Below are 19,940 nucleotides of genomic sequence, written 5' to 3'. Positions count from 1 at the left end.
CAGACTACTTGGCGGCCTCGAGCTGCTCGGAGATCTGGTTGAGGATCTCGGTGTAGGTGTAGATGGACTCGTTGGTGTAGGTGTCCGCCGGGGCGACGTAGACGTGGCCGTCCTTCACTGCGGTGACGTTCTTCAGCGGCGCGGAGTCATTGATCACGGACAGCGCCTCCGGGGAGTCGGTGATGGACTTCACGCCCGCGTCGCGGTCAAGCACGAGCAGCCAGTCCGGGTTGGCGCTGGCGATGGCTTCGACGGAGATGTCGTCGCCCTGGTGGTCGTCGGAGGCGTTCTCCACCTCGAGCGCCGGGGTGAAACCAATCAGGTCGAACAGCGGGCCCCACACGCGGCCCACACCCGGGGCGACGTAGCCGATCTCGCCGCCGGAGACGTTCAGTGCCATGACCTTCTGCTCCGGGTCGTAGGCGTTGCGGGCGCGCTGGACAGCCTCGGTGAATTCCTGAACTGCCTGCTCAGCCTCAGCTTGCTTACCAAAGACATCGCCCAGTTCCAGGGTCTGGCGGATGATCTCGCGGTCAATCGGCTCCCCATCGCGCGGCTCGAAGTCCAGCAACATGGCGTCCGGGACCAGCTTCTGCAGTTCGTCGTCGAACGTTTCAAAGCGCTGGCCGGAGATGATCACGTCCGGGTCGGCGGCGACGATGGTTTCCAGGTTCGGCTCGCGGTGGTTGCCGATGTTCACGATGTCCTCGTCGTCCGCGATACCCGGGATGGAATTCGGCACGATGTCGCGCGGCGCGGCGACGGGCTTGATGCCCCAGGAATCCAGAAGCTCGAAGGAGCGGTTATCCAGAGCGACCACCCGCTTCGGCGGGATGGGCACGGTCTTCTCGCCGTAGTTGTCGGTGACGGTCACGGTGCCTTCGGAAGCATCATTGCTTGCCGACGCTCCTTCGGTCGCCACCGATTCCGATCCAGCGGCGGCATCCGTGCCAGACTCGCTGGTGGAGCATGCACCCAGCGCGAGGGCGCCGGCCGCGACGAGAGCGATGAGAGGGGTACGGGCGAAACGGGTCACGGTCGTCCTTCCTTTCGGTCCATAAGGTAAGGGTTACCTGACCCACATTAGGCTAACCAAACTTTAGTACCAAACTCGCCCCCACAGAGCCTCCCCCAAACGCAGCGCGAAGCCCCAGATCACCGTTGCGGCCTGGGGCTTTCGCGTCGCTCGAACAACAATTACTGATAGTCGCGGCCGTGCATCTTTTGAAGCTCAAAGCCGTGGCCCTGGCCCGCGAGGAACAGGGTTGACGCGTCGATCTGGAACAGCTGCGGGTTGGACTGGAGGACCATCTTCAGGTCGTCGGCGTCTTTCTGTGCGCCCGGCTCACACGCCATCTTGGTCTCGGTGAAGTCGCTGAGGTGCAGCGCGCCGGTGTTGTCGATCTGGTACTTAGCGGTGCCGGAGTTGCAGCCGTCGTTCAAGTGGAGCACACCATTTTCCCGGAAGTCCAGGGTGATGGTGTTGTTCTTCTTCGCCTGCAGCGTGGTGTCCAGGGCAGCGGTGAGGCGCTCGTCCTTGAGCTGGTCTGCACCTTCTGGGAGCTGCTGGATCAGCTCGGAGCCAGCTGGGTTCTCCGGCGCTGGGGCCGGTGCGGGTGTGCCGCCGAGGCCACCGAACAGGTTCGAGCTCATCTGCACGAATTGGTCGATGCTGGAGGCTTCTGGGCGCTCCTGGGCGTCGGCAGTTCCGACGCCGAGCAGGCCACCCGTGAGGGCGACGACTGCGGTCGTTGTGGACAACTTCCTTAGGGTCTTGGTCGAAGTAACCATGGCCATCACGCTACCGAGTGATTTCAGGCGAACAAGGGGCTCAAGGGAACTTCAATGCAACTGCACACTTGTGTTGACGCAGCTCATAGCTTCGCCATACGCACTAGCGCTCTGCAAAAACCAAAAACCCGCTGCCCAGAGGTGGGCAGCGGGAGATGCAAGTGGCGTGGATTAGTTCGCAGCCGCCTTTGAGAATTCGATGGCCTTGCCCTGGGCCGCCAGAGCGATCGTCTCGTTGTCGAAGCGGTACACCGACGGGTTCGAACGCAGAATGGACTTCAGCTCGTCCGCCTTGTTCATGTTGGTCGGGTCGCACAGGCGCTGCGTCTGAGCGATGGCACCAACCTTCACGCCCCCGGCGCCGTCGATGGAGTACCCGGCGCTACCGGCGTTGCAGCCGTCGAAGAAGGACAGCTTGCCGTCCGGGCCGAAGGTGACCGTCATGGACGCGTCACCCTTGACTGGCAGTGGCCCCTCCAGGGCAGCCTTCGCCTTCTCGGCGGACAGTGGCTTCGCGCCTTCCGGCAGGTTCTTCAGCAGCATGTGGGACCCACCCTTGTTAATCACGGAGTCGCTAAACGCAGACCAACCCATCTGCGTCCAGCCCTCAATGTCGGCGGGACCGTTGGAAGACATCTGCGCGTTGGCGGTGCCTGCGCCAATAAAGCCGCCGGCGAGGGCGGCGAGAGCGGTTGCTGCGGACAACGTCTTTGCAGTCTTTGAGGTCATGAGCGCCAACCTACCTGGCTTTTAGCAGCACAAAAGGGCCCCTACGAAGCTTTTAAGCAACCTGGACACTCCTTTAACCCAACGGCCAGCGAGTGCTAGGGCGGCCTAGAAGAACACCACCTCGTCGCGCTCCAGCCACGCCCCCTTGCCGCTTTCAGAGTCCCAACAGGTCACGCCAGTTTCTTCCACCGCGCACACGAAGGGACCGTGGTTGACCACTTCGCCGTACTGCACAACTTCGGCGGATTCGCTGCCCGGGGGCCAGACGGAGTCGTCATAAAGCGGCGGCTCAGTTTGCTCGCGCGGGTATCCGCCGAGAATTTCCATCATCCACCTCGGCGTACCCAGCTCACCGATGCCAAATTGTTCGCTTTCCATAAAGGACTTCACGCCGCAGTCGAACATCGGCTTATCCGCCAGATTCATCATGCAGCCGATGTTGCCGGACGGGGTGACAAACAGCGCGTTTTGCACGGGACTATCGCCGATGTTCTTGAGCGTTCTGATCGGCCGCGCGTTGTCCGGGACGGGGCCGCCGGCACCCGGGTACGCCAGCGGGGCGCCGGGGATTTCGCCCTGCTTCTCGACGTGCTCCGCCTCCCCCGCCGCAGCAGCGTCAGTCTGTTGCGCTGGCTCCTCAAGCTCCGGCGCTTTCGCTTCCGGCGCCTCCACGGTTTCGGTCACCGTCACGTGCTGCACCTCGGGCGCGCCACTGCAGCCGACGACCAAGAAAGTCGTAGCGGCGAGTGCTGCGATGGCGTTGCGGTTCATGCCACAGGAGATTAAAGCCCGATGCTTCGGCGCTGTTTTGAGGAGGCGTAAAAATCCCTGCGACCGCCCCGCAAACCCTGAGCAAGCCCTCCTGAGTATGCGCTAATTTGGGCCTTGCTCTAGGGCTCTTGCTCCGGGTCTGTCGCGCTGCCCGACGCGGCCCGTGTCAATCTGCGGGCGAAGTACCACCCTACTCGTTGACACGTCACCAAAAAGGAGTGTTGCGCAATGAAGGCATTCGGTTTCCTAAGCTTCGGGCACTACGCCTTCGGCGGCCAGCGCGACCCGTCCGCGGAGAAGATCGCAAAGATCCACCTGGAGATCGCCCAGGCCGCCGACGAGATCGGCGTGAACAACGCGTCCTTCCGCGTCCACCACTTCGTGCCGCAGGCATCCGCCCCGATGCCGCTGCTTGGCGCGGTCGCCGCCACCACCAAGCACATCGAGGTGGGCACCGGCGTGATCGACATGCGATACGAAAACCCGCTCTACCTCGCCGAAGAGGCCGCCTCCCTGTACCAACTTTCCGGCGGGCGCGTAGCCCTGGGTGTCTCGCGCGGCGCCCCCGAGGTAGCGGAACGCGGCTGGGAGGCCTTCGGCTACAAGGGCGAAGCCCCCAACGGCGCGGACGTGGCGCGCGCCCACCTGGAGACCTTCATGGCCGCGGTGGACGGCAACGGCTTCGCCACCGCCGCGCCCTTGGACCGCCAGTACCCCAACATGTTCCAGCCCGGATCCGCCCTGCCGGTCTTCCCCATGGCACCTGAGCTGCGGAAGCACATCTTCTACGGCTCGGGCACCCACGCTTCGGCGGAGCAGACCGCCAAGGACGGGCTCAACCTGATGTCTTCCACCCTGGTTTCCGAGACCACCGCGGAGACCTTGAGCGAGATCCAGGCGGACCAGATCGCCCGCTACCGCGCAGCCTGGAAGGAAGCGGGTCACGATTGGACGCCTCGCGTGTCGGTGTCCCGCTCCATCTTCCCCATCGTCGACGGCGCAGACATGCAGCGCTTCGGCATGCAGGCCTCCGGCTCCGACCAAGTTGGGATGCTGCCGGACGTGGGTGCTTCCACCTTCGGCCGCACCTACGCCGCCGAGCCGGACAAGCTCATCGAGCAGCTCAAGGCCGACCCGGCTGTCATGGCCGCCGACACGCTGCTGATCACCATTCCCACAGGCATGGGCGTGGACGTCAACGTAAAGATCCTGGAGAACTTCGCCACCCACGTCGCCCCCGCGCTAGGCTGGCAGCCCAACACCGAGGGCCCTGTCACCGGCTACCCGATCGACTAAGTCTCGGGCCTCGGCGGCATGACTACCATGACGGCCCGTAAGGACGATCCCTAGATCTTCCGACGCCCCCGACCGCCGAAAGCTCTCCTCCAAGGACCCAAACCGTAATGCAGGATCCAAGCGCACCCCTCACGACGCACACCGACTCCACCGGCGAGTTCGTCATCTACAACACGGAGGACGGACGGACCGAGGTCCAATTACGCCTCATTGATGGCTCAGTTTGGATGACCCAGGCCGAAATGTCAGAGCTTTTCGACATCAGCCGTTCCGGTGTTAGTGAGCACCTTAAATCTATCTTCAACACTGGTGAACTTAATCGTGATGAGGTTGTTCGGAAATTCCGAAAGGAGCCAGGTCACGCAGGGTATGGACGCACCCTAGAGCATTACAATCTCGACACCATCATGGCCGTCGGATTCCGCGTACGTGGCCCACGCGGCAACCAGTTCCGCGCTTGGGCAACTACCGTCCTCAAGGAATATCTTGTTAAAGGCTTCGCCCTAAACGACGAGAAGCTGAAAGACCCCCTCGGCACGGATTACTTTGACGAGCTCCTCGCACGCATCCGGGATATCCGCTCCAGCGAGGCGCGACTCTACTTGGAGCTGCGCAACATCATTGCCCTGGCCGATGACTACGACGCCAGCAGCAAGACCACTCACCGCCTTTTCGCGAAGATCCAGGACAAGCTGCACTACGCCATCACAGGCAACACGGCAGCCGAAATCATCGCCACGCGCTGCGATCCGTCTGCTGACAATCTCGGTCTGACCAACTGGAAGGGCGAAGTGGTCCGCAAAGGTGACGTGACCACTGCGAAGAACTACCTCACGGATGATGAACTGCAGAGGCTGAATTTCCTCGTGTCTGGCTTCCTGAACTATGCCCAAGACCAAGCCGAACGCCGCAAGGTCGTCCACATGTCGGACTGGCTGACCAAAGCAGACCAGTTCATCGAGTTCAACGACTACGAACCGCTAAACGACCACGGCCGCATTGCACGAAAGGACGCGGACAAGCTCGCCGAGGACCGCTACGGTCTCTATGACCAGGGGCGCAAAGAAATCGAGGTCCGCGAAGCAGACCGCAGCCTCGTCGAGGCACTTCAAGAAGCGGATCGGAAACTGATCTCCCAAAGAAAACGTCTCCAGCCCCGCAGAAAGTCTGACTGAGCCACGAAACGGAAAAGCGGACGTTCTACCTTGTAAAACGTCCGCTTTCGGTGGAGCCGCCGGGAATTGAACCCGGGTCCTTCATCACCGCGCCAGGGCTTCTCCGTGCGCAGTTCGCGCAGTGCCTCTCATCGACCCTCCGGATCAGGCGAACATGTCCGGATGACGGGCCCAGTCAGTGAAAGGTGTCCCTTCCAAGGCCCCACTGACAGAGCCGGAAGGCAAGTCCCCTAAGTCGACGCCAGGTACCGGGTCGGGGACATCCCCGGCCTGACGGACACGCAGGTCGCTGAACCTTTTATTTAGGCAGCGAGGGCGTAGTCACGCTGAGAGTTCTTCTCTGCGTTTATTAGTTACAGCGACGCTTACGGTGGTCTCCTGCCTGCACCGGCACGCTTCCCCTGGCTAAGTAGATGAAGTCGAAACCAGAATCGACCCCTTCAACTACGAAGAAACGTAGGAGATGGAACTTTACCGCAGGCGCCCGAGAAGCGCAAGAGGCTTTACGACGTCAACGCCGGACGCACCCGGAGGAACTCCACCACTGCGTCCGGGCCGGCATCCACGGCGAGGCGGGCCGCCTTGGCAACCTCGTCGGCCGCCATCTTCGGCCTGCCGTTGTCGCCGGCGAGCATGTCGGTGTCGGTGCGGCCCGGGTGCAGGGAGGTCACGCGCACCTTGCCTGCTTCCTCCTGCGCCAGGGACTCGGTGAAGCCGCGCAGGGCGAACTTGGACGCGCAGTAGGCGGAGTTTTCAGCCATGCCGTGGAATCCGGCGCCGGAGTTGATGGTGATGATGAGGCCGGAGGAACGTCGCAAGGCAGGAAGCAACGCACGGGTGAGCGTGACGGGGGCGAAGAGGTTGACCTCCATCATTTCGCGCCACGTGTCGTCGGTGAGCTCTTCCAGAGGGCCACCGTCCATCACACCGGCAGCAAGGACGAGGACGTCCAGCTCCTCGATGTTGGAGGCCGCTTCCAGGACGGCGTCGGTGTCGGTGAGGTCCGCCTCGAAGGGCTCTGCGCTGGGCAGGGAGGAAACGATGTCGGAGGCGTCCTTCGACGCGCCGGCGTAAATGTGGTGGTCCTTGCCCAGGTCCTCGGCGATGGCGCGGCCGATGCCGCGGGATGCTCCAGTAATCAGTGCCTTCTTCATAGGCACCCACCGTAGCGAATGCGAAGTTTAAGCTTTGATGCCCTTGAGCTTGCGGCCCAGGTCGCGGGTGATCTCGCGGTCCTCAGTGCGGCGCTTGATGTCGCGGCGTTTGTCGTAGTCCTGCTTACCCTGCGCAAGTCCCAGCTCGACCTTCGCGCGGCCGTCCTTGAGGTAGAGCGACAGCGGGATCAGGGTGCGGTTGCCGTCGCGGACCTTGCCCTCCAGCGAGTCGATCTCCCGGCGGTGCAAAAGCAGCTTACGGGTGCGGCGCGGCGGATGGTTGGTCCAGTGGCCGCGGGAGTACTCCGGGATGTGCATGTTACGCAGCCAGACCTCGCCGTTGTCGATGGTGGCAAACGCCTCCACCAGCGAGACCTTGCCTTCGCGCAGTGCTTTGATCTCGGTGCCCTGCAGCACCAGCCCGCACTCCCAGGTGTCCAAGATGTGGTAGTCATGGCGAGCTTTCCGGTTGGTGGCTAGCACACCGGTGTTGGAAAGCTTCTGCTTCTTGTTCTTCTTGGACATAAGAGCGCCAAGTGTACTACTTGCGCACGTAAGAGCGAAGCGCCACCTGTGCGGCCAGCCCGCCGAGCACCATGGCGACCAGGCCCACCAGCGGCATGACCGCCCACACGGTGCTGTCCGACACGCGCGCGATGAGCTGGTTGGCGTAGAGGTCCCCCAGCAACGGGTCCACGATGAGCTGCTTGCCGGCCCACACACCGACGGTGGCCAGCACCGCGCCGATCAGCACGGACAGTACCGCCTCCAGCACGAACGGCGCCTGGGTGAACCAGCGCGAGGCACCCACCATGCGCATGATGCCGATCTGCTCGCGGCGGTTAAAGGCGGCCAGCTGCACCATGTTGGAGATGAGGAACACCGCGGCCAGCGCCTGCGCCGCGGCGACGGCGAAGGCCACGTTGCGGAACGTGTTCAGCGTCCCGGCGGCGGAGCGCACCGTGTCCGCCTGGTCGGAGATGACCTCCACCTGCTCCATGTCGCGGATCTTGTCCAGCGGCGAGGTGTCCGTCGGATCCGCCAGGCGCACGTGCAGCGCCGCCGGCAGGGCGTCGGGGGCGGTCTCGCGCACCAGCTCCGGCTCGGATTCCTGGAACAGTTCCTTGAAGCGCTCGTAGGACTGCTCGCGGGAGCGGAAAGTCACCTGCTCGACGCGGTCGTCCGCCTGCAAGGTGTCGCGAACCTGCTTGCAGCGGTCCGAGGAGCAGTCCTGGTCGCTGGCGGAGATATCCTCATCCAACTCCACCATCACCTCTACGCGGTCCAGGTACAGGTCTTTCGTCTGCGTAGTGGCCTTGGAAATGAGCACGCCGGTGCCCACCAGCACCAGCGACAGCGCAGTGGTGATGATCAGCGCGATGGTCATGGTGAGGTTGCGGCCCAGGCCTTTGACACCCTCACGGAAAACAAACTCCCAGTTCACGGCTACCTCCTCACGTCTCCGTACACGCCGTTGTCCTCGTCGCGCACGATCTTGCCCAGCTGCAGTTCAACCACGCGCTTGCGCATCTCGTCCACCGCTCGCGCGTTGTGCGTGGACATGACCACAGTCGTGCCCATGCGGTTAATGCGTGCAAGCAAGGCCATGATTTCGTCGGCGGTGCCGGGGTCGAGGTTGCCCGTTGGTTCGTCGCAAAGCATGAGCTTGGGCTTATCCACGAAAGCTCTCGCAATAGCCACGCGCTGCTGCTCACCACCGGACAGCTCCCGCGGCATGCGGTTGGCTTTGGCGCCGAGGCCGACGAGCTCGAGCGCGTCGGGGACGAGTTTGGCGATGCGGTTTTTCGGCTTGCCAATGACCTCGAGCGCGAACGCGACATTGTCGTAGACGCTCAAGTTCGGCAGCAGGCGGAAGTCCTGGAACACGTAGCCAATGGATTGGCGCAGCTTATTTACCTGCTTGCCGGAAAGGGCGTTGACGTGGAAGTCGTTGAAGAAGATGTCGCCTGAAGAGACGTTTTCCTCCCGGATCAACAGCTGCAGGAAGGTGGACTTGCCGGAGCCGGACGCGCCGATGAGGAACACGAACTCGCCGTCGGGGATATCGAGCGTGACGTTGTCGAGCGCGGGGCGCGTGGACGTCGGGTACGCCTTGGTCACATGGTCGAATCGGATCACGCGACACACCTTACCTGTTACCGATGTGACTGTAGTGGTTGTCGGCGGCGGGGTGGGGCTGGTCTGCGGACCTGGCCGCGCTCGCCGGTGCCGGATGCGACATTCGGCTTGTCGTATTTGTCACTCTCCCCAGGTCGCGCGAAAAGGCGATGTCATATCCGTCACCGCCGGGGCGCCCCTCCCCTTACGCCTCCTGCTGCTGCGCCATGCGCCAGCGGATGCCGGCCTCTAAGAATCCGTCGATGTCGCCGTCGAGGACCTTCTGCGGGTCGCCGACCTCAAAGTCGGTGCGCAGGTCCTTGACCATCTGGTACGGGTGCAGGACATAGGAGCGCATCTGGTTGCCCCAGCTGGCGTTGCCGCCGGCGCCGAGCGCATCCATCTCGGCCTTCTCCTCCTGGCGCTTCTTCTCCAACAGCTTGGACTGCAAGACGTTGAGCGCTGAGGCTTTGTTCTGGATCTGGGACTTCTCGTTCTGGCAGGTCACCACAATGCCGGTGGGGATGTGGGTTATGCGCACTGCGGAGTCGGTGGTGTTCACGCTCTGCCCGCCGGGGCCGGAGGAGCGGTAGACATCGACGCGGATGTCGGAGTCCGGGATGTCGATGTGGTCGGTCTGCTCCACCACCGGCAGCACCTCCACCTCGGCGAACGAGGTCTGGCGGCGCGCCTGGTTATCAAACGGCGAGATGCGCACGAGCCGGTGCGCGCCCTGCTCCACCGACAGTTGGCCGTAGAGGTACTCGCCGTGCACCACGAACGTGGCGGACTTGATGCCGGCCTCCTCCGCATACGAGATGTCGTAGATGTCCACCTTGTGGCCTGCCTTTTCCGCCCATCGCACATACATGCGCATGAGCATTTCCGCCCAGTCGGCCGCGTCGACGCCGCCGGCGCCGGAGCGGATGTGCACCACGGCTTCGCGGGCGTCGTACTCGCCGGAGAGCATGGTCTGCACCTCCAGCGAATCGATCTGCGCGGCGACGTCTTCCAGCTCCTCGTCGGCCATGGATGTATCGCCTTCTTCTTCGGCGAGTTCGTACATCACCGGCAGGTCGTCGATACGCGAGCGAAGCGAGGCGACCTTCTTTAAGCGCGCCTGCACATTCGACAGCTCGGTGGTGACCTTTTGCGCGTGCGCTGGATCGTCCCACAGCGACGGATCCCCGGCTTGCGCCTCCAGCTCGCGGGCGCGCTCGCGCAGGACGTCCAGGTCCATCACCTTCTCAATGGTGGAAAGTGTGGAGCTTAAGTCCTTGATCCGCGTCTGAGTTTCCGGCTGCATAGGGGCAAAGTCTAGCGAACCGCCTGACGCGGCCACCAAAACGGGATACAGTGGCCTGCGACCCAACACGGGCGCCCGGGGCACCGGGCTGAGATCGCGCTTATGCCCGCGCGAGCACCGTTCGAACCTGTCTGGTTAGCGCCAGCGAAGGAAGGAGAAGGTCGTGGCTCACGACATCTATGCCCATGAAATCCACCCGAAGCACTCCTACGCCCCGATTGTGAAAGACGGGCTGGAGGTTCCGGAGACTGCGATCCAGCTGGATGATTCCCCCACCGGGCCAAACGAGCCGTTCAAGATCTACCGCACCCGCGGCCCGCACGCGGAGCCGGAGGTGGGCCTGCCCAGCCTGCGCGGCGAGTGGATCACCGCCCGCGGCGATGTGGAGGAATACGCAGGCCGCGAGCGCAATTTGCTTGACGACGGCCGCGCGGCCGTCAAACGCGGCGCCGCCAGCGAGGAATGGCGCGGCGAATCCCGCACGCCACTGCGGGCCAAGGACGGCCAACGCGTGACCCAGATGGCGTACGCGCGCCGCGGGGAAATCACCCGCGAGATGGAGTTCGTGGCACTGCGCGAGCACTGCGACGTGGAGAAGGTGCGCGAAGAAGTCGCCGCGGGGCGTGCCATCATCCCGAACAACGTCAACCACCCGGAAAGCGAGCCGATGATCATCGGCAACGCGTTTTTGACCAAGATCAACGCCAACATCGGCAACTCCGCGGTGACTTCCTCCATCCGCGAAGAGGTGGACAAGCTGCGCTGGGCCACCCGCTGGGGCGCGGACACCGTGATGGACCTGTCTACCGGAGACGACATCCACGCCACCCGCGAGTGGATCCTGCGCAACTCCCCCGTGCCGATCGGCACCGTGCCGATCTACCAGGCGCTGGAGAAGGTGGGCGGCGTCGCAGAGGACCTGACTTGGGAGATCTTCCGCGACACCGTGATTGAGCAGTGCGAGCAGGGCGTGGACTACATGACCGTGCACGCCGGCGTGCGCCTGCCGTACGTGCCGCTGACCTCCAAGCGCGTCACCGGCATCGTCTCCCGCGGCGGCTCGATCATGGCCGGGTGGTGCCTGGCGCACCACAAGGAGTCCTTCCTGTACGAAAACTTCGACGAGCTGTGCGAGATCTTCTCTCGGTACGACGTCGCATTCTCGCTTGGCGACGGCCTCCGCCCCGGCTCCGTGGCCGACGCCAACGACGCCGCCCAGTTCGCGGAACTGAAAACCATCGGCGAGCTGTGCAAGCGCGCCTGGGACTACGACGTGCAGGTGATGATCGAAGGCCCCGGCCACGTGCCGCTGAACATGATCCAGGTCAACAACGAAAAAGAAGAGCAGTGGTGCGGCGGCGCGCCGTTTTACACGCTCGGCCCCCTGGTCACCGACATCGCGCCGGGCTACGACCACATCACCTCCGCCATCGGTGCGGCCAACATCGCGGCTGGCGGCACGGCGATGCTGTGCTACGTCACCCCGAAGGAGCACCTGGGCCTGCCCAACCGCGACGACGTGAAAACTGGCGTGATCACCTACAAGGTCGCCGCCCACGCAGCCGATGTGGCCAAGGGCCACCCGGGCGCGCGCGACTGGGACGACGCGATGAGCAAGGCCCGCTTCGAGTTCCGCTGGCACGACCAGTTCGCCCTGTCCTTGGACCCGGAGACGGCGCAGTCCTACCACGACGAGACACTGCCGGCGGAGCCCGCGAAGACGGCGCACTTCTGCTCGATGTGCGGCCCGAAGTTCTGCTCCATGCGCATCTCGCAGGACATCCGCGACGAGTTCGGCGACCAGATCGCGGACCTTGGCATGCCGTCGTTCGACTTCGACGCCGACTCCCCGGCCGCATCCTCCGACGCGCGTGAGGGCGAGCAGGAGATGGCGCGCGAATTCCGCGACTTGGGCTCGAACGTGTACCTCAAGGAGGGCGAGGAGTCCCCGACTGCGCCATAATGGCCGCGTGACCGATACGCAGCAGTTTATTTCCGACCACCGCAACGATTCCGACGCCGAGCTCGCAGCCGCGCTCGTGCGTCACGCCGGCCAGCTCGCGCTGCGCATCCGCGGCCAGGGCCTGGACGCGGAGGTGAAAACCTCCGTCTCCGACGTGGTCACGGAAGCCGACCGCACCGCGGAGCGCTTCGTGGCCGAGGTGCTTCAGGCGCTGCGTGGCGACGACGGCGTGATCGGCGAGGAGGGCGCTTCCCGCCCGTCCGCCACCGGCCGCACGTGGGTGATCGACCCGGTGGACGGAACTTACAACTTCTCGCAGGGCTCGGATTACTTCTGCTCGGCGCTCGCGCTTGTAGACGACAACTCCGCCCACACCCCCGCCATCGGCGCCGTACACCGGCCCGCCACGGCCACCACGTGGATCGCGGCGGACGGCACGGCCACGCGCGACGGGGTGGAGCTTCGGGGGCTGGCGGAGTCGTCGTTAAGCGAAAGCGCGGTGGTGACCTACCTGCACCCCACCTTCATGGCCAACGACGATGTGCGCGAGGCGTGGCTGCGCGTGGTCTCCGGCGCGGCGACGATGCGCATGATGGGTGCCGGTTCTGTTGACCTGTCGAATCTCGCGTCCGGGCAGATGGGCGCATGGCTGCAGCACACCGTGCCGGACTGGGATTGGTTGCCGGGCAAGGCGCTGGTCGAGGCCGTCGGCGGCCGGTGCACGAAGGTCGATGCCGGTGGCGTGACCTGGTGCGTTGCCGGCAACCCGCGGATCGTGGACGAGGTCGCCGAGCGCCTGCGCGGCTAGCTGCCCGGGCTACGGCAAGCGGAACCCGCCGGGGATGTCGCCGAGCACGGCGTCCATGCGCAGCGCACCCGTCGGCGCGTGCAGCGGGCCCTGCAGCGGGGTGCGGCAAGCCACGTTGAACGGCGGGCCCCAGATGCCGCCGTTGATCATGCCGATCACGCGGTCGCCCACCATCAGCGGCGCGCCCGAGTCGCCCTGCATGGCGCAGACCTGGTTGGTGTTGCGCTGTTCCCAATCGGTGTAGGTGTGGCCGCAGGTGGTGCCGGAGGCCACGCCGGTCTTGCACACCACGCCGCCCGGCTTCACCGGTGCGCCGCCCAGGTGGTTGACGGTGACACCGTTGTAGGAGCGGGTGACCTCGGTGTTGTCTGCAAGGGTGATCACCGCGTAGTCCAGCTCGCGGTTGACGTGTGTGATCGTGCCGGTGCGGCCGAGCTGCCAAGAGTCCGCGGAGCGCACGGCGTCGCCGACGTTGCCGCAGTGGCCGGCGGTGACGGCGATTTTCTCGCCGCGGTCGTTGTAGCCGGCAGCCGTGGTGGTGCACATGACTTCCTTGCCGGGTTCGGAGCCGACGTAGAGCGGGGTGCTCGGGCCGTAGAGGGCGCGCCCGCGTCGCATCGCCTCATCGGACTCGGCCGGGGTGCGCGGGGCGTCGAAGAAGGAGCCGGGAACGCGGTGCAGGACCTTGTCCGCCATGGGCTTTCCGGCCAGGGCTTTGGACACCGGGTCGGTGCGCCACACGTAGTTGAGCAGGTCGCCCACCGGCGCCTCCGCCTGCTGGGCGTGCGCCGCTGGGCTGCCGATAGCCGCCGAGGTGGCAATCAGAAACGCGGCGGTAAGCAGGCGGGCGGCGGACGAGCGACGCATAGCAACCCCAATCACATTGGCAACATGAGTATCAATAGAGACATTCAACCACATCCCTTTCCTTTGCGGGCCAGTAACCGCAAACGTGGCTGATGCGGGGCTGAGGCGGTACCTTGAGCCCATGCACGAAGCCACCAACGCCGAACAGCACCAGCCCCAGCAGCAGCGCCCCCGCCTGATCGTCCCGGATCTCGCGCGCGGCACCGCCCTGTTGGGCATCGCGATGGCCAACGCCGCCCAGGCGTGGGTGATCAACGATTGGTCTGAGGACCAGTCCCGGGTGGGCTGGTCCGTGGGCGGTGTGCGCCCGGACAGCGTGATCGACCAGGTAAGCGCCGTCTTCGCCGCCATGTTCATCCACGTGCGCGGCCTGCCGATGTTCTCCACGCTGCTGGGCTTCGGCTTCGGCCTGGTGGCGGCCAGCTTGTACCGCAAGCACTACCCCGCCAAGCAGGCCCGGCGCGTGCTGTACCGCCGCTACGGCGCGCTGGCGCTGTTCGGCGCGGCCCACATGTTCTTGCTGTTCTACGGCGACATCATGTTCACCTACGGGCTGGTGGGCATACTGCTCGCCGCGATGCTCACGCTCAGTTCGAAAACGCTGCGCATCATCGCCTACACCGTCCTCGGCCTGTTCACGGCCTTCGGCGTCGCTGGCGGCATCGCCTCGTTCTACTTCGACGCCTCCGGCGGCTTCAACCAGACCGAATCCACCGTCACCTTCGACACCTTCGGGGAGTATTTCTCGTCCAACCTGGACATGGCGCTTGGGCTGCTGGCCGTGCAGCCGTTCGCTGCGGCGCAGCTGTTATCGCTTGCCATCATCGGGTACGTGTGGGCGCGGGAGCAGGTGCTTACCGACGTCCACGCGCACCGCCGCACCCTCATCATCTGGAGCATCATCACCGGGCTGATCGTCCTCTGCGTCGGCCTGCCCTGGGGCTTGGCGGCCGCGGGCGTGCTGCCGGACGAGTGGGAGCTGCCGCTGTTCGTGCTCAACCAGGCACTCGGTTACCTCACCGGCCCGGGCATCCTGGCGCTGCTCGCGCTGGCCACAGACGAGCTGAACAACCAGGTCCCGGGTTGGGCGCGCGCGTTCGTGGCGCTGGGCAAGCGATCCATGTCGGGGTATCTCGCGCAGTCGTTCTTCTTCATCGCGATTTGCACCCCGGCGTTTTTGGGCATCGGCCTGGATGCCTCGGTAACCGGCAAGCTCATCATCGGTTTTGTGGTGTGGTTGATTTCCCTGCTGCTGGCGGTGGTGCTGGACCGGGCGGGCAAGCAAGGCCCGTTCGAGTGGGCACACCGCCACCTCTCCTACGGCAAGACGGGAAGGATTGAGCCGAAATATGATCAGCCTCAAATCACTGCATGAGATGACTCCCATGCAGGTCCACCAGCTGTACAAGCTGCGCGTGGACGTCTTCGTGGCCGAGCAGAACTGCCCCTTCAACGAGATCGACGACCAAGACGCCGCCCCTGAGACTCGTCACATCCTCGCCTTCGACGGCGAGACGTTGGCCGGCTGCGCCCGCGTCTTCCCCACCGAGAACGGCTCGCGCTTCGGCCGGTTTGTGGTTCACCCTGATTTCCGCGGGTCCGGCCTTGGACCGGAGATCGTGCGCACCGGCATCGAATACACCGAGCGCTTCGACGGCGACCTCATCGTGGAGGCCCAGTCCGGCCTGGTGGGCTACTACGAGCAGTTCGGGCTTGTTGCCGAGGGCGACGAGTCCCTCGACACCGGCGTCCCGCACAGAACAATGCGGCTGGCCCGCTAGGGGCTCAAGCCGCATCGCCGTTGCAGGTTAACCTGCTACTGGTCGGACCTGCGGTCGTCGACAAGCGTTTCGTTCTCGCCGCTGCGATCCAACCTGAAGCCCTCCGGGAACTTCCAGGAATCGTCCTCCGCGTCGTACTCGAGCTCGGGGCGCTCGACCTCGTTGCCTTCCGAGTCGTAGCCCGGCGCGGGCTTGTTCTCGCCCTCCTCGAGCTTTTCTGCGGTGTCGGTCTTCTCCCAGGTGCGGGAGCGGGTCTTGCGCGCGGCGGCGGAGTCGTCGTTCATCGCCTTGATCAGCGAGTACATCATGACGAAGTACATGAAGAAGAACGGCAGCGCGATGATGATCACCACTTGCTGCAGGGCCTCAATGCCGGAGTCGTTGATAAACAGCAGCGCGCCGGTGACTAGGCCCACGGCCACGACCCAGCCCACGCGGTAGAAGGTGGGCGACTTGTTCTCCTCGCCGGAGGCGAACATGTCCATCACCAGGGCGGCGGAGTCCATGGAGGTGACAAAGTAGAACACGATCACCACAAGTGCCAAGGTGCCGGTGACGGCGTACAGCGGGTACTCCGCAAGCAGGGTAAATAGCGCCTGCGGGGTGTCGCCCTCCTCCACCACCGGGGTGGTGAGCACGCCCGGGTCCTTTTCCTCCATGTCAATGGCCGCGCGGCCGAAGATGGAAAACCAGATCAGGTCGAAGGTGGTGGGCAGAAGCAAGGTGCCGCCGATGAACTCGCGCACGGTGCGGCCGCGGGAGATGCGGGCGAAGAACATGCCCACAAACGGCGACCAGCAGATCGTCCACGCCCAGTAGAAGGCAGTCCAGGTGGCGTGCCAGCCCGGGTTGTCGTTGTAGGAGTCCACCCAGAACATCAGCTCCGGCAGCGACTGCGCATAGATGCCGAAGGACTCGGTGATCTGTCCGAGCAGCTTCAGCGTGGGGCCGGTGAGCAGCACGAAGATCATCAGCAGGATCGTGCCGGCGATGTTCAGGTTGGACAGGATCTTCACGCCTTTGTCCAGGCCGGTGGCCACCGAAATCGAGGCGGCGAGGGTGATCGCGCAGATGATGCCGATTTGTACGGGGGTGACCAGTGGGACGTCCCAAAGAATGTTCATGCCCGCAGAAATCTGCAGCACGCCCAGGCCCACGGACACGGCGAGGCCAAAAACGGTGCCGATGATGCCTAGGGCATCGAGCAGCTTGCCCGGGGTGTCGTACACCTTGCCACCGAGCAGCGGCGAGAACATCGACGACATACGCGCGGGCATTTTCCGCTTATATACGAAGTACCCCACGGCCAGACCCGGCAGCGTGAAGATGACCCACATGTGGATGCCGAAGTGGTAGTAGGTGAACTGGAACGCCTGGATAATCGCCTCGCGGCTCATGGAGTCGTAGCCCCCGCGCGGCGGGTTGTAGGCGTGGTTCAGCGGCTCGGCCGCGCCCCAGAACAACAGCGTTGCACCCATGCCGGCGGCAAACAGCATGGCAAACCAGACGGGGTAGGAATACTCCGGCTCGTCGTCGTCATCGCCCAGGCGAAGGTTGCCGTAGCGGGAGACGAACACCACGATGAGGAAGATCAGCGTGGCCGAAACGCCGCCGACGTAGAGCCACGTGAAGTGGTCCATCAGCCAGCCGGAGATGTCCGCGTAGGTTTGGCGGGCCCGGTCGCCGAACGCCAGGGTGGCTACGACGAACACCAGGATGAAACCCAGCGCGGAGAAGAAAATAAGGGGATCAGATTGCAAACGGCGTGTGCGCGCCATGTTTGGTCCTCTCTAGATTTTTGGCAGAGTTAGCGGCCAGGCTTGATCAGCGTGCCGGCGAGAGAGGACGTGACCGCGGAACCCACCAGCACTCCGATAGTGTAGAGGATCCCGGTCACCCCCAGCATCTGCAGCAGCCATCCGAAAAACAGCGCGCCAACGACGGCGCCGGCGATTGCGACGACCCAGCGTCCCATAATGAAAAACCTTCCCTTTAGCTTTATCGAGAGTTTGATGGTGTGTTCGCACCACGGTACCGATTTGCTAGGCTCAGCCTCTGCAACGCGGGTGTGAGAGGGATGAAAACCGTGGAAAACACCGAGCAAAAACTCCTCGAGCGATTCATGTGGCTTTCCATCGCCGCGGCGGTACTGACCATTGTGTTGAAGGCCACTGCCGCATGGGTGACGGGCTCTGTGGGCTTTCTTTCAGACGCCATCGAATCCGGCATCAACCTCATCGCCGCCGCAGTGGGCCTGTGGGCGCTGAAGCTGTCGGCCAAGCCCGCGGACGCTAACCACCACTTCGGCCACGCCCGCGCCGAGTACTTCTCCGCCCAGGTGGAGGGCTCGCTGATCCTGCTGGCGTCTGTAGCGATCATCTACACCGCCGTGGACCGGTTGATACACCCGGTGCCGGTGGAGCAGCTCGGCATCGGCCTGGCATTTTCCGTCGTGGCCACCATTCTCAACGGCGTCGTCGGCGTGGCGCTCATCCGTGCGGGCAAGAACTACCGCTCCACCACCCTGGATGCCGACGGGCACCATTTGCTCACCGACGTCTGGACCACCGTCGGCGTCATCGTCGGCATGGCGCTGGTGTGGCTGACCGGCTGGCAGCCTCTGGACCCGATCGTGGCGCTGGTCGTGGGCGCGAACATCATGTTCACCGGCTACAAGCTGCTCAAGGGCGCAATCCTGGGCCTGCTGGCAGAGTCGCTGCCGAAGGAAGAAAACCAGATCGTCCACGCCTACCTGGATGAGTACGCCGCCGCCAACGGCGTGAAGTTCACCTCAGTGCGCACCACCGCCGCCGGCCGCGAGCGCATGGTCAACCTGGTCATGCAGGTCCCCGGCGGCTGGACGGTCGACCGCGCCCACGACCACGCCGACGAGGTGGAGATCGGCGTGGCCGAATCACTCGGCGGCGCGGAGACGATCGTCCACGTGGAGCCGCTGGGGCATCCCACCCGCACCGGCCCGCTGACGGTCTAGGGATCCCTTCTGCCGGGTGCCTCTCCAGCCCCCGCGCGGATCTGCTAGTTCCGTTTTTGGACAACTAGCAGATCAAGTGTCCAACTTTTTGTTTCCCCAGGTGATATTGGAACCCGGTTTCAACAACAGCATCATCTGCTAGTTCCGTTTTCGAGCAACTAGCAGATCCGCAAATCACCGCCCGCAGCCCGCCCCACCGGGACCTCGAAAACGCATAAGCTGTCCCCATGGCTGATTCGATCAAGGATCCCGAGCTCTACGAGGCCCTGCTGCGCGAGGGCAACTCCAAGTCCAAGGCGGCCGCCATCGCCAACGCAGCGGCGCGCGACGGCCGCTCCGCAGTCGGCGAGCGCGGCGGCGAGTCCGGCTCCTACGAGGACTGGACCAAAGACGAGCTGTACGCCCGCGCCCAGGAGCTCGACATCGAGGGCCGCTCCGAGATGACCAAAGACGAATTGATCGAGGCGCTGCGTGACTAAGCTGCCCCTCGACCTGCGCTGTTACTTCGTCACCGGCCAGGGCCCAGACGTCGTGGAGCGCGCCCGCCAGGCCGTGGCCGGCGGCGCGGGCGTGATCCAGGTCCGTTCGAAGCCGATCTCCGCGCGCGAGCTCTACGCGCTCTCCCGCGCCGTCGCAGAAGCAGTCCACTCCGTCAACCCGCAAACGCATGTGCTTATCGACGACCGCGCCGACGTCGCCGCTGCCCTCCGCCACGAAGGCATTTCCGGCGTCCACGTCGGCCAGGATGACCTGGACGTGCGGGTGGTACGCGAGCTGCTTGGCCCGGACGCGATCATCGGCCTGACCACCGGCACCTTGGAGCTGGTCCAGGCCGCCAACGAGCACAAGGGCGTCATCGACTACATCGGCTGCGGGCCGTTCCGCGCCACCCCGACGAAGGATTCCGGCCGCGCCCCGATCGGGCTGGACGGCTACCCGGATTTGGTGGCCGCCTCTAAGCTGCCGCTGGTGGCCATCGGCGACGTCACCGCCGACGACGCCTACGACCTGGCTCGGGCGGGCGTGGATGGGCTGGCCATCGTGCGCGGCATCATGCACGCCGACGACGCGAAGGCGTACTGCGAGCGTGTCGTCGCCGAGTTCGAGCGAGGTGCCCAGGCCCGCGCTGCCACGAGCCAGCCACACGCACAAACCCAGAGGAAGCACCCCTGAGTAAGGCCGGAGTTGT

General features: G+C 64.4%; 21 protein-coding genes and 1 other RNA gene. 9 read left to right on the top strand and 13 right to left on the bottom strand.

The features are described 5' to 3' along the window. Positions 1-4: 4 nt before the first annotated feature. From CAFEA_RS03000 to CAFEA_RS02985, 4 genes are all read right to left on the bottom strand, one after another. Positions 5-1,036 carry a siderophore ABC transporter substrate-binding protein gene (locus CAFEA_RS03000; protein ID WP_063937201.1) on the bottom strand — a complete coding sequence of 344 codons (1,032 nt, stop codon included), beginning with the start codon at positions 1,034-1,036 and terminating at the stop codon, positions 5-7. 161 nt (positions 1,037-1,197) lie between these two features. Further along, entirely contained in the window at positions 1,198-1,791 is a 594-nt protein-coding gene (locus CAFEA_RS02995) for an META domain-containing protein (protein WP_159437639.1), read from the bottom strand. Positions 1,792-1,962: 171 nt separating this feature from the next. Continuing rightward, entirely contained in the window at positions 1,963-2,520 is a 558-nt protein-coding gene (locus CAFEA_RS02990; protein WP_063937199.1) for an META domain-containing protein, read from the bottom strand. A gap of 105 nt (positions 2,521-2,625) precedes the next feature. After that, a complete protein-coding gene (locus CAFEA_RS02985; RefSeq protein WP_063937198.1) occupies positions 2,626-3,291 on the bottom strand; it encodes a hypothetical protein in 666 nt (221 codons plus the stop codon). Positions 3,292-3,519: 228 nt separating this feature from the next. Here CAFEA_RS02985 and CAFEA_RS02980 point away from each other — a divergent pair, with 228 nt between their 5' ends. Together CAFEA_RS02980 and rhuM are read left to right on the top strand one after the other, a co-directional pair. Next, entirely contained in the window at positions 3,520-4,587 is a 1,068-nt protein-coding gene (locus tag CAFEA_RS02980; RefSeq protein ID WP_063937197.1) for an LLM class flavin-dependent oxidoreductase, read from the top strand. 107 nt (positions 4,588-4,694) lie between these two features. Further along, entirely contained in the window at positions 4,695-5,762 is a 1,068-nt protein-coding gene (gene rhuM / locus CAFEA_RS02975) for a RhuM family protein (protein ID WP_063937196.1), read from the top strand. 48 nt (positions 5,763-5,810) lie between these two features. Here the strand turns inward: rhuM and ssrA are convergent. The 6 genes from ssrA to prfB all read right to left on the bottom strand — a co-directional run bounded on the left by ssrA (position 5,811) and on the right by prfB (position 10,340). Continuing rightward, positions 5,811-6,201: a transfer-messenger RNA gene (gene ssrA, locus CAFEA_RS02970) on the bottom strand. Between the two features lie 64 nt (positions 6,202-6,265). After that, positions 6,266-6,916, bottom strand: coding sequence for an SDR family oxidoreductase (locus tag CAFEA_RS02965; protein WP_063937187.1), 651 nt, complete (start codon positions 6,914-6,916; stop codon positions 6,266-6,268). A 27-nt stretch (positions 6,917-6,943) separates the two neighbouring features. Beyond that, positions 6,944-7,441 carry an SsrA-binding protein SmpB gene (smpB, locus tag CAFEA_RS02960; protein ID WP_063937186.1) on the bottom strand — a complete coding sequence of 166 codons (498 nt, stop codon included), beginning with the start codon at positions 7,439-7,441 and terminating at the stop codon, positions 6,944-6,946. A 16-nt stretch (positions 7,442-7,457) separates the two neighbouring features. After that, the gene (ftsX, locus tag CAFEA_RS02955) at positions 7,458-8,360 is read right to left on the bottom strand and encodes a permease-like cell division protein FtsX (RefSeq protein ID WP_126858460.1); all 903 of its coding nucleotides are present in this window, start codon (positions 8,358-8,360) and stop codon (positions 7,458-7,460) included. 2 nt (positions 8,361-8,362) lie between these two features. Beyond that, positions 8,363-9,055, bottom strand: coding sequence for a cell division ATP-binding protein FtsE (gene ftsE / locus CAFEA_RS02950; protein ID WP_063937185.1), 693 nt, complete (start codon positions 9,053-9,055; stop codon positions 8,363-8,365). Positions 9,056-9,239: 184 nt separating this feature from the next. Beyond that, entirely contained in the window at positions 9,240-10,340 is a 1,101-nt protein-coding gene (gene prfB / locus CAFEA_RS02945; protein ID WP_063937184.1) for a peptide chain release factor 2, read from the bottom strand. 163 nt (positions 10,341-10,503) lie between these two features. Here prfB and thiC point away from each other — a divergent pair, with 163 nt between their 5' ends. Further along, positions 10,504-12,303 carry a phosphomethylpyrimidine synthase ThiC gene (gene thiC, locus CAFEA_RS02940; protein WP_034997631.1) on the top strand — a complete coding sequence of 600 codons (1,800 nt, stop codon included), beginning with the start codon at positions 10,504-10,506 and terminating at the stop codon, positions 12,301-12,303. Between the two features lie 7 nt (positions 12,304-12,310). Further along, complete coding sequence (locus CAFEA_RS02935) at positions 12,311-13,111, top strand: inositol monophosphatase family protein (protein ID WP_253704916.1); 801 nt, start codon at positions 12,311-12,313, stop codon at positions 13,109-13,111. 9 nt (positions 13,112-13,120) lie between these two features. Here CAFEA_RS02935 and CAFEA_RS02930 read toward each other — a convergent pair whose 3' ends face one another. Then, the gene (locus CAFEA_RS02930) at positions 13,121-13,978 is read right to left on the bottom strand and encodes a chymotrypsin family serine protease (RefSeq protein WP_063937183.1); all 858 of its coding nucleotides are present in this window, start codon (positions 13,976-13,978) and stop codon (positions 13,121-13,123) included. A 121-nt stretch (positions 13,979-14,099) separates the two neighbouring features. Between CAFEA_RS02930 and CAFEA_RS02925 the strand changes: the two genes are divergently transcribed. Both CAFEA_RS02925 and CAFEA_RS02920 read left to right on the top strand, forming a co-directional pair. Next, a complete protein-coding gene (locus CAFEA_RS02925) occupies positions 14,100-15,353 on the top strand; it encodes a DUF418 domain-containing protein (protein ID WP_063937182.1) in 1,254 nt (417 codons plus the stop codon). Then, entirely contained in the window at positions 15,328-15,759 is a 432-nt protein-coding gene (locus CAFEA_RS02920; RefSeq protein WP_063937181.1) for a GNAT family N-acetyltransferase, read from the top strand. The genes CAFEA_RS02925 and CAFEA_RS02920 overlap by 26 nt, the downstream gene beginning before the upstream one ends. A 35-nt stretch (positions 15,760-15,794) precedes the next feature. Here the strand turns inward: CAFEA_RS02920 and CAFEA_RS02915 are convergent, their stop codons facing one another. Beyond that, on the bottom strand, positions 15,795-17,537 hold the full coding sequence (locus CAFEA_RS02915) for a BCCT family transporter (protein WP_082855635.1): 1,743 nt from the start codon (positions 17,535-17,537) through the stop codon (positions 15,795-15,797). A 29-nt stretch (positions 17,538-17,566) separates the two neighbouring features. Then, the gene (locus tag CAFEA_RS02910; protein WP_034997626.1) at positions 17,567-17,734 is read right to left on the bottom strand and encodes a hypothetical protein; all 168 of its coding nucleotides are present in this window, start codon (positions 17,732-17,734) and stop codon (positions 17,567-17,569) included. 147 nt (positions 17,735-17,881) lie between these two features. On the opposite strand from CAFEA_RS02910, the gene CAFEA_RS02905 reads away from it, so the two are divergent. The 3 genes from CAFEA_RS02905 (at position 17,882) to CAFEA_RS02895 (ending at position 19,924) form a co-directional block, all read left to right on the top strand. After that, complete coding sequence (locus CAFEA_RS02905; RefSeq protein ID WP_286360980.1) at positions 17,882-18,751, top strand: cation diffusion facilitator family transporter; 870 nt, start codon at positions 17,882-17,884, stop codon at positions 18,749-18,751. 227 nt (positions 18,752-18,978) lie between these two features. Beyond that, positions 18,979-19,230, top strand: coding sequence for a DUF7218 family protein (locus tag CAFEA_RS02900; protein WP_034997609.1), 252 nt, complete (start codon positions 18,979-18,981; stop codon positions 19,228-19,230). A gap of 1 nt (position 19,231) precedes the next feature. Next, complete coding sequence (locus CAFEA_RS02895; RefSeq protein ID WP_253704919.1) at positions 19,232-19,924, top strand: thiamine phosphate synthase; 693 nt, start codon at positions 19,232-19,234, stop codon at positions 19,922-19,924. The last annotated feature ends 16 nt before the right edge of the window (positions 19,925-19,940 follow it).

Source organism: Corynebacterium afermentans subsp. afermentans, assembly GCF_030408355.1.
GTDB lineage: Bacteria > Actinomycetota > Actinomycetes > Mycobacteriales > Mycobacteriaceae > Corynebacterium > Corynebacterium afermentans.
Note: the sequence above shows the minus strand (reverse complement) of the source record. Positions and strands in the feature narration are given on the sequence as shown.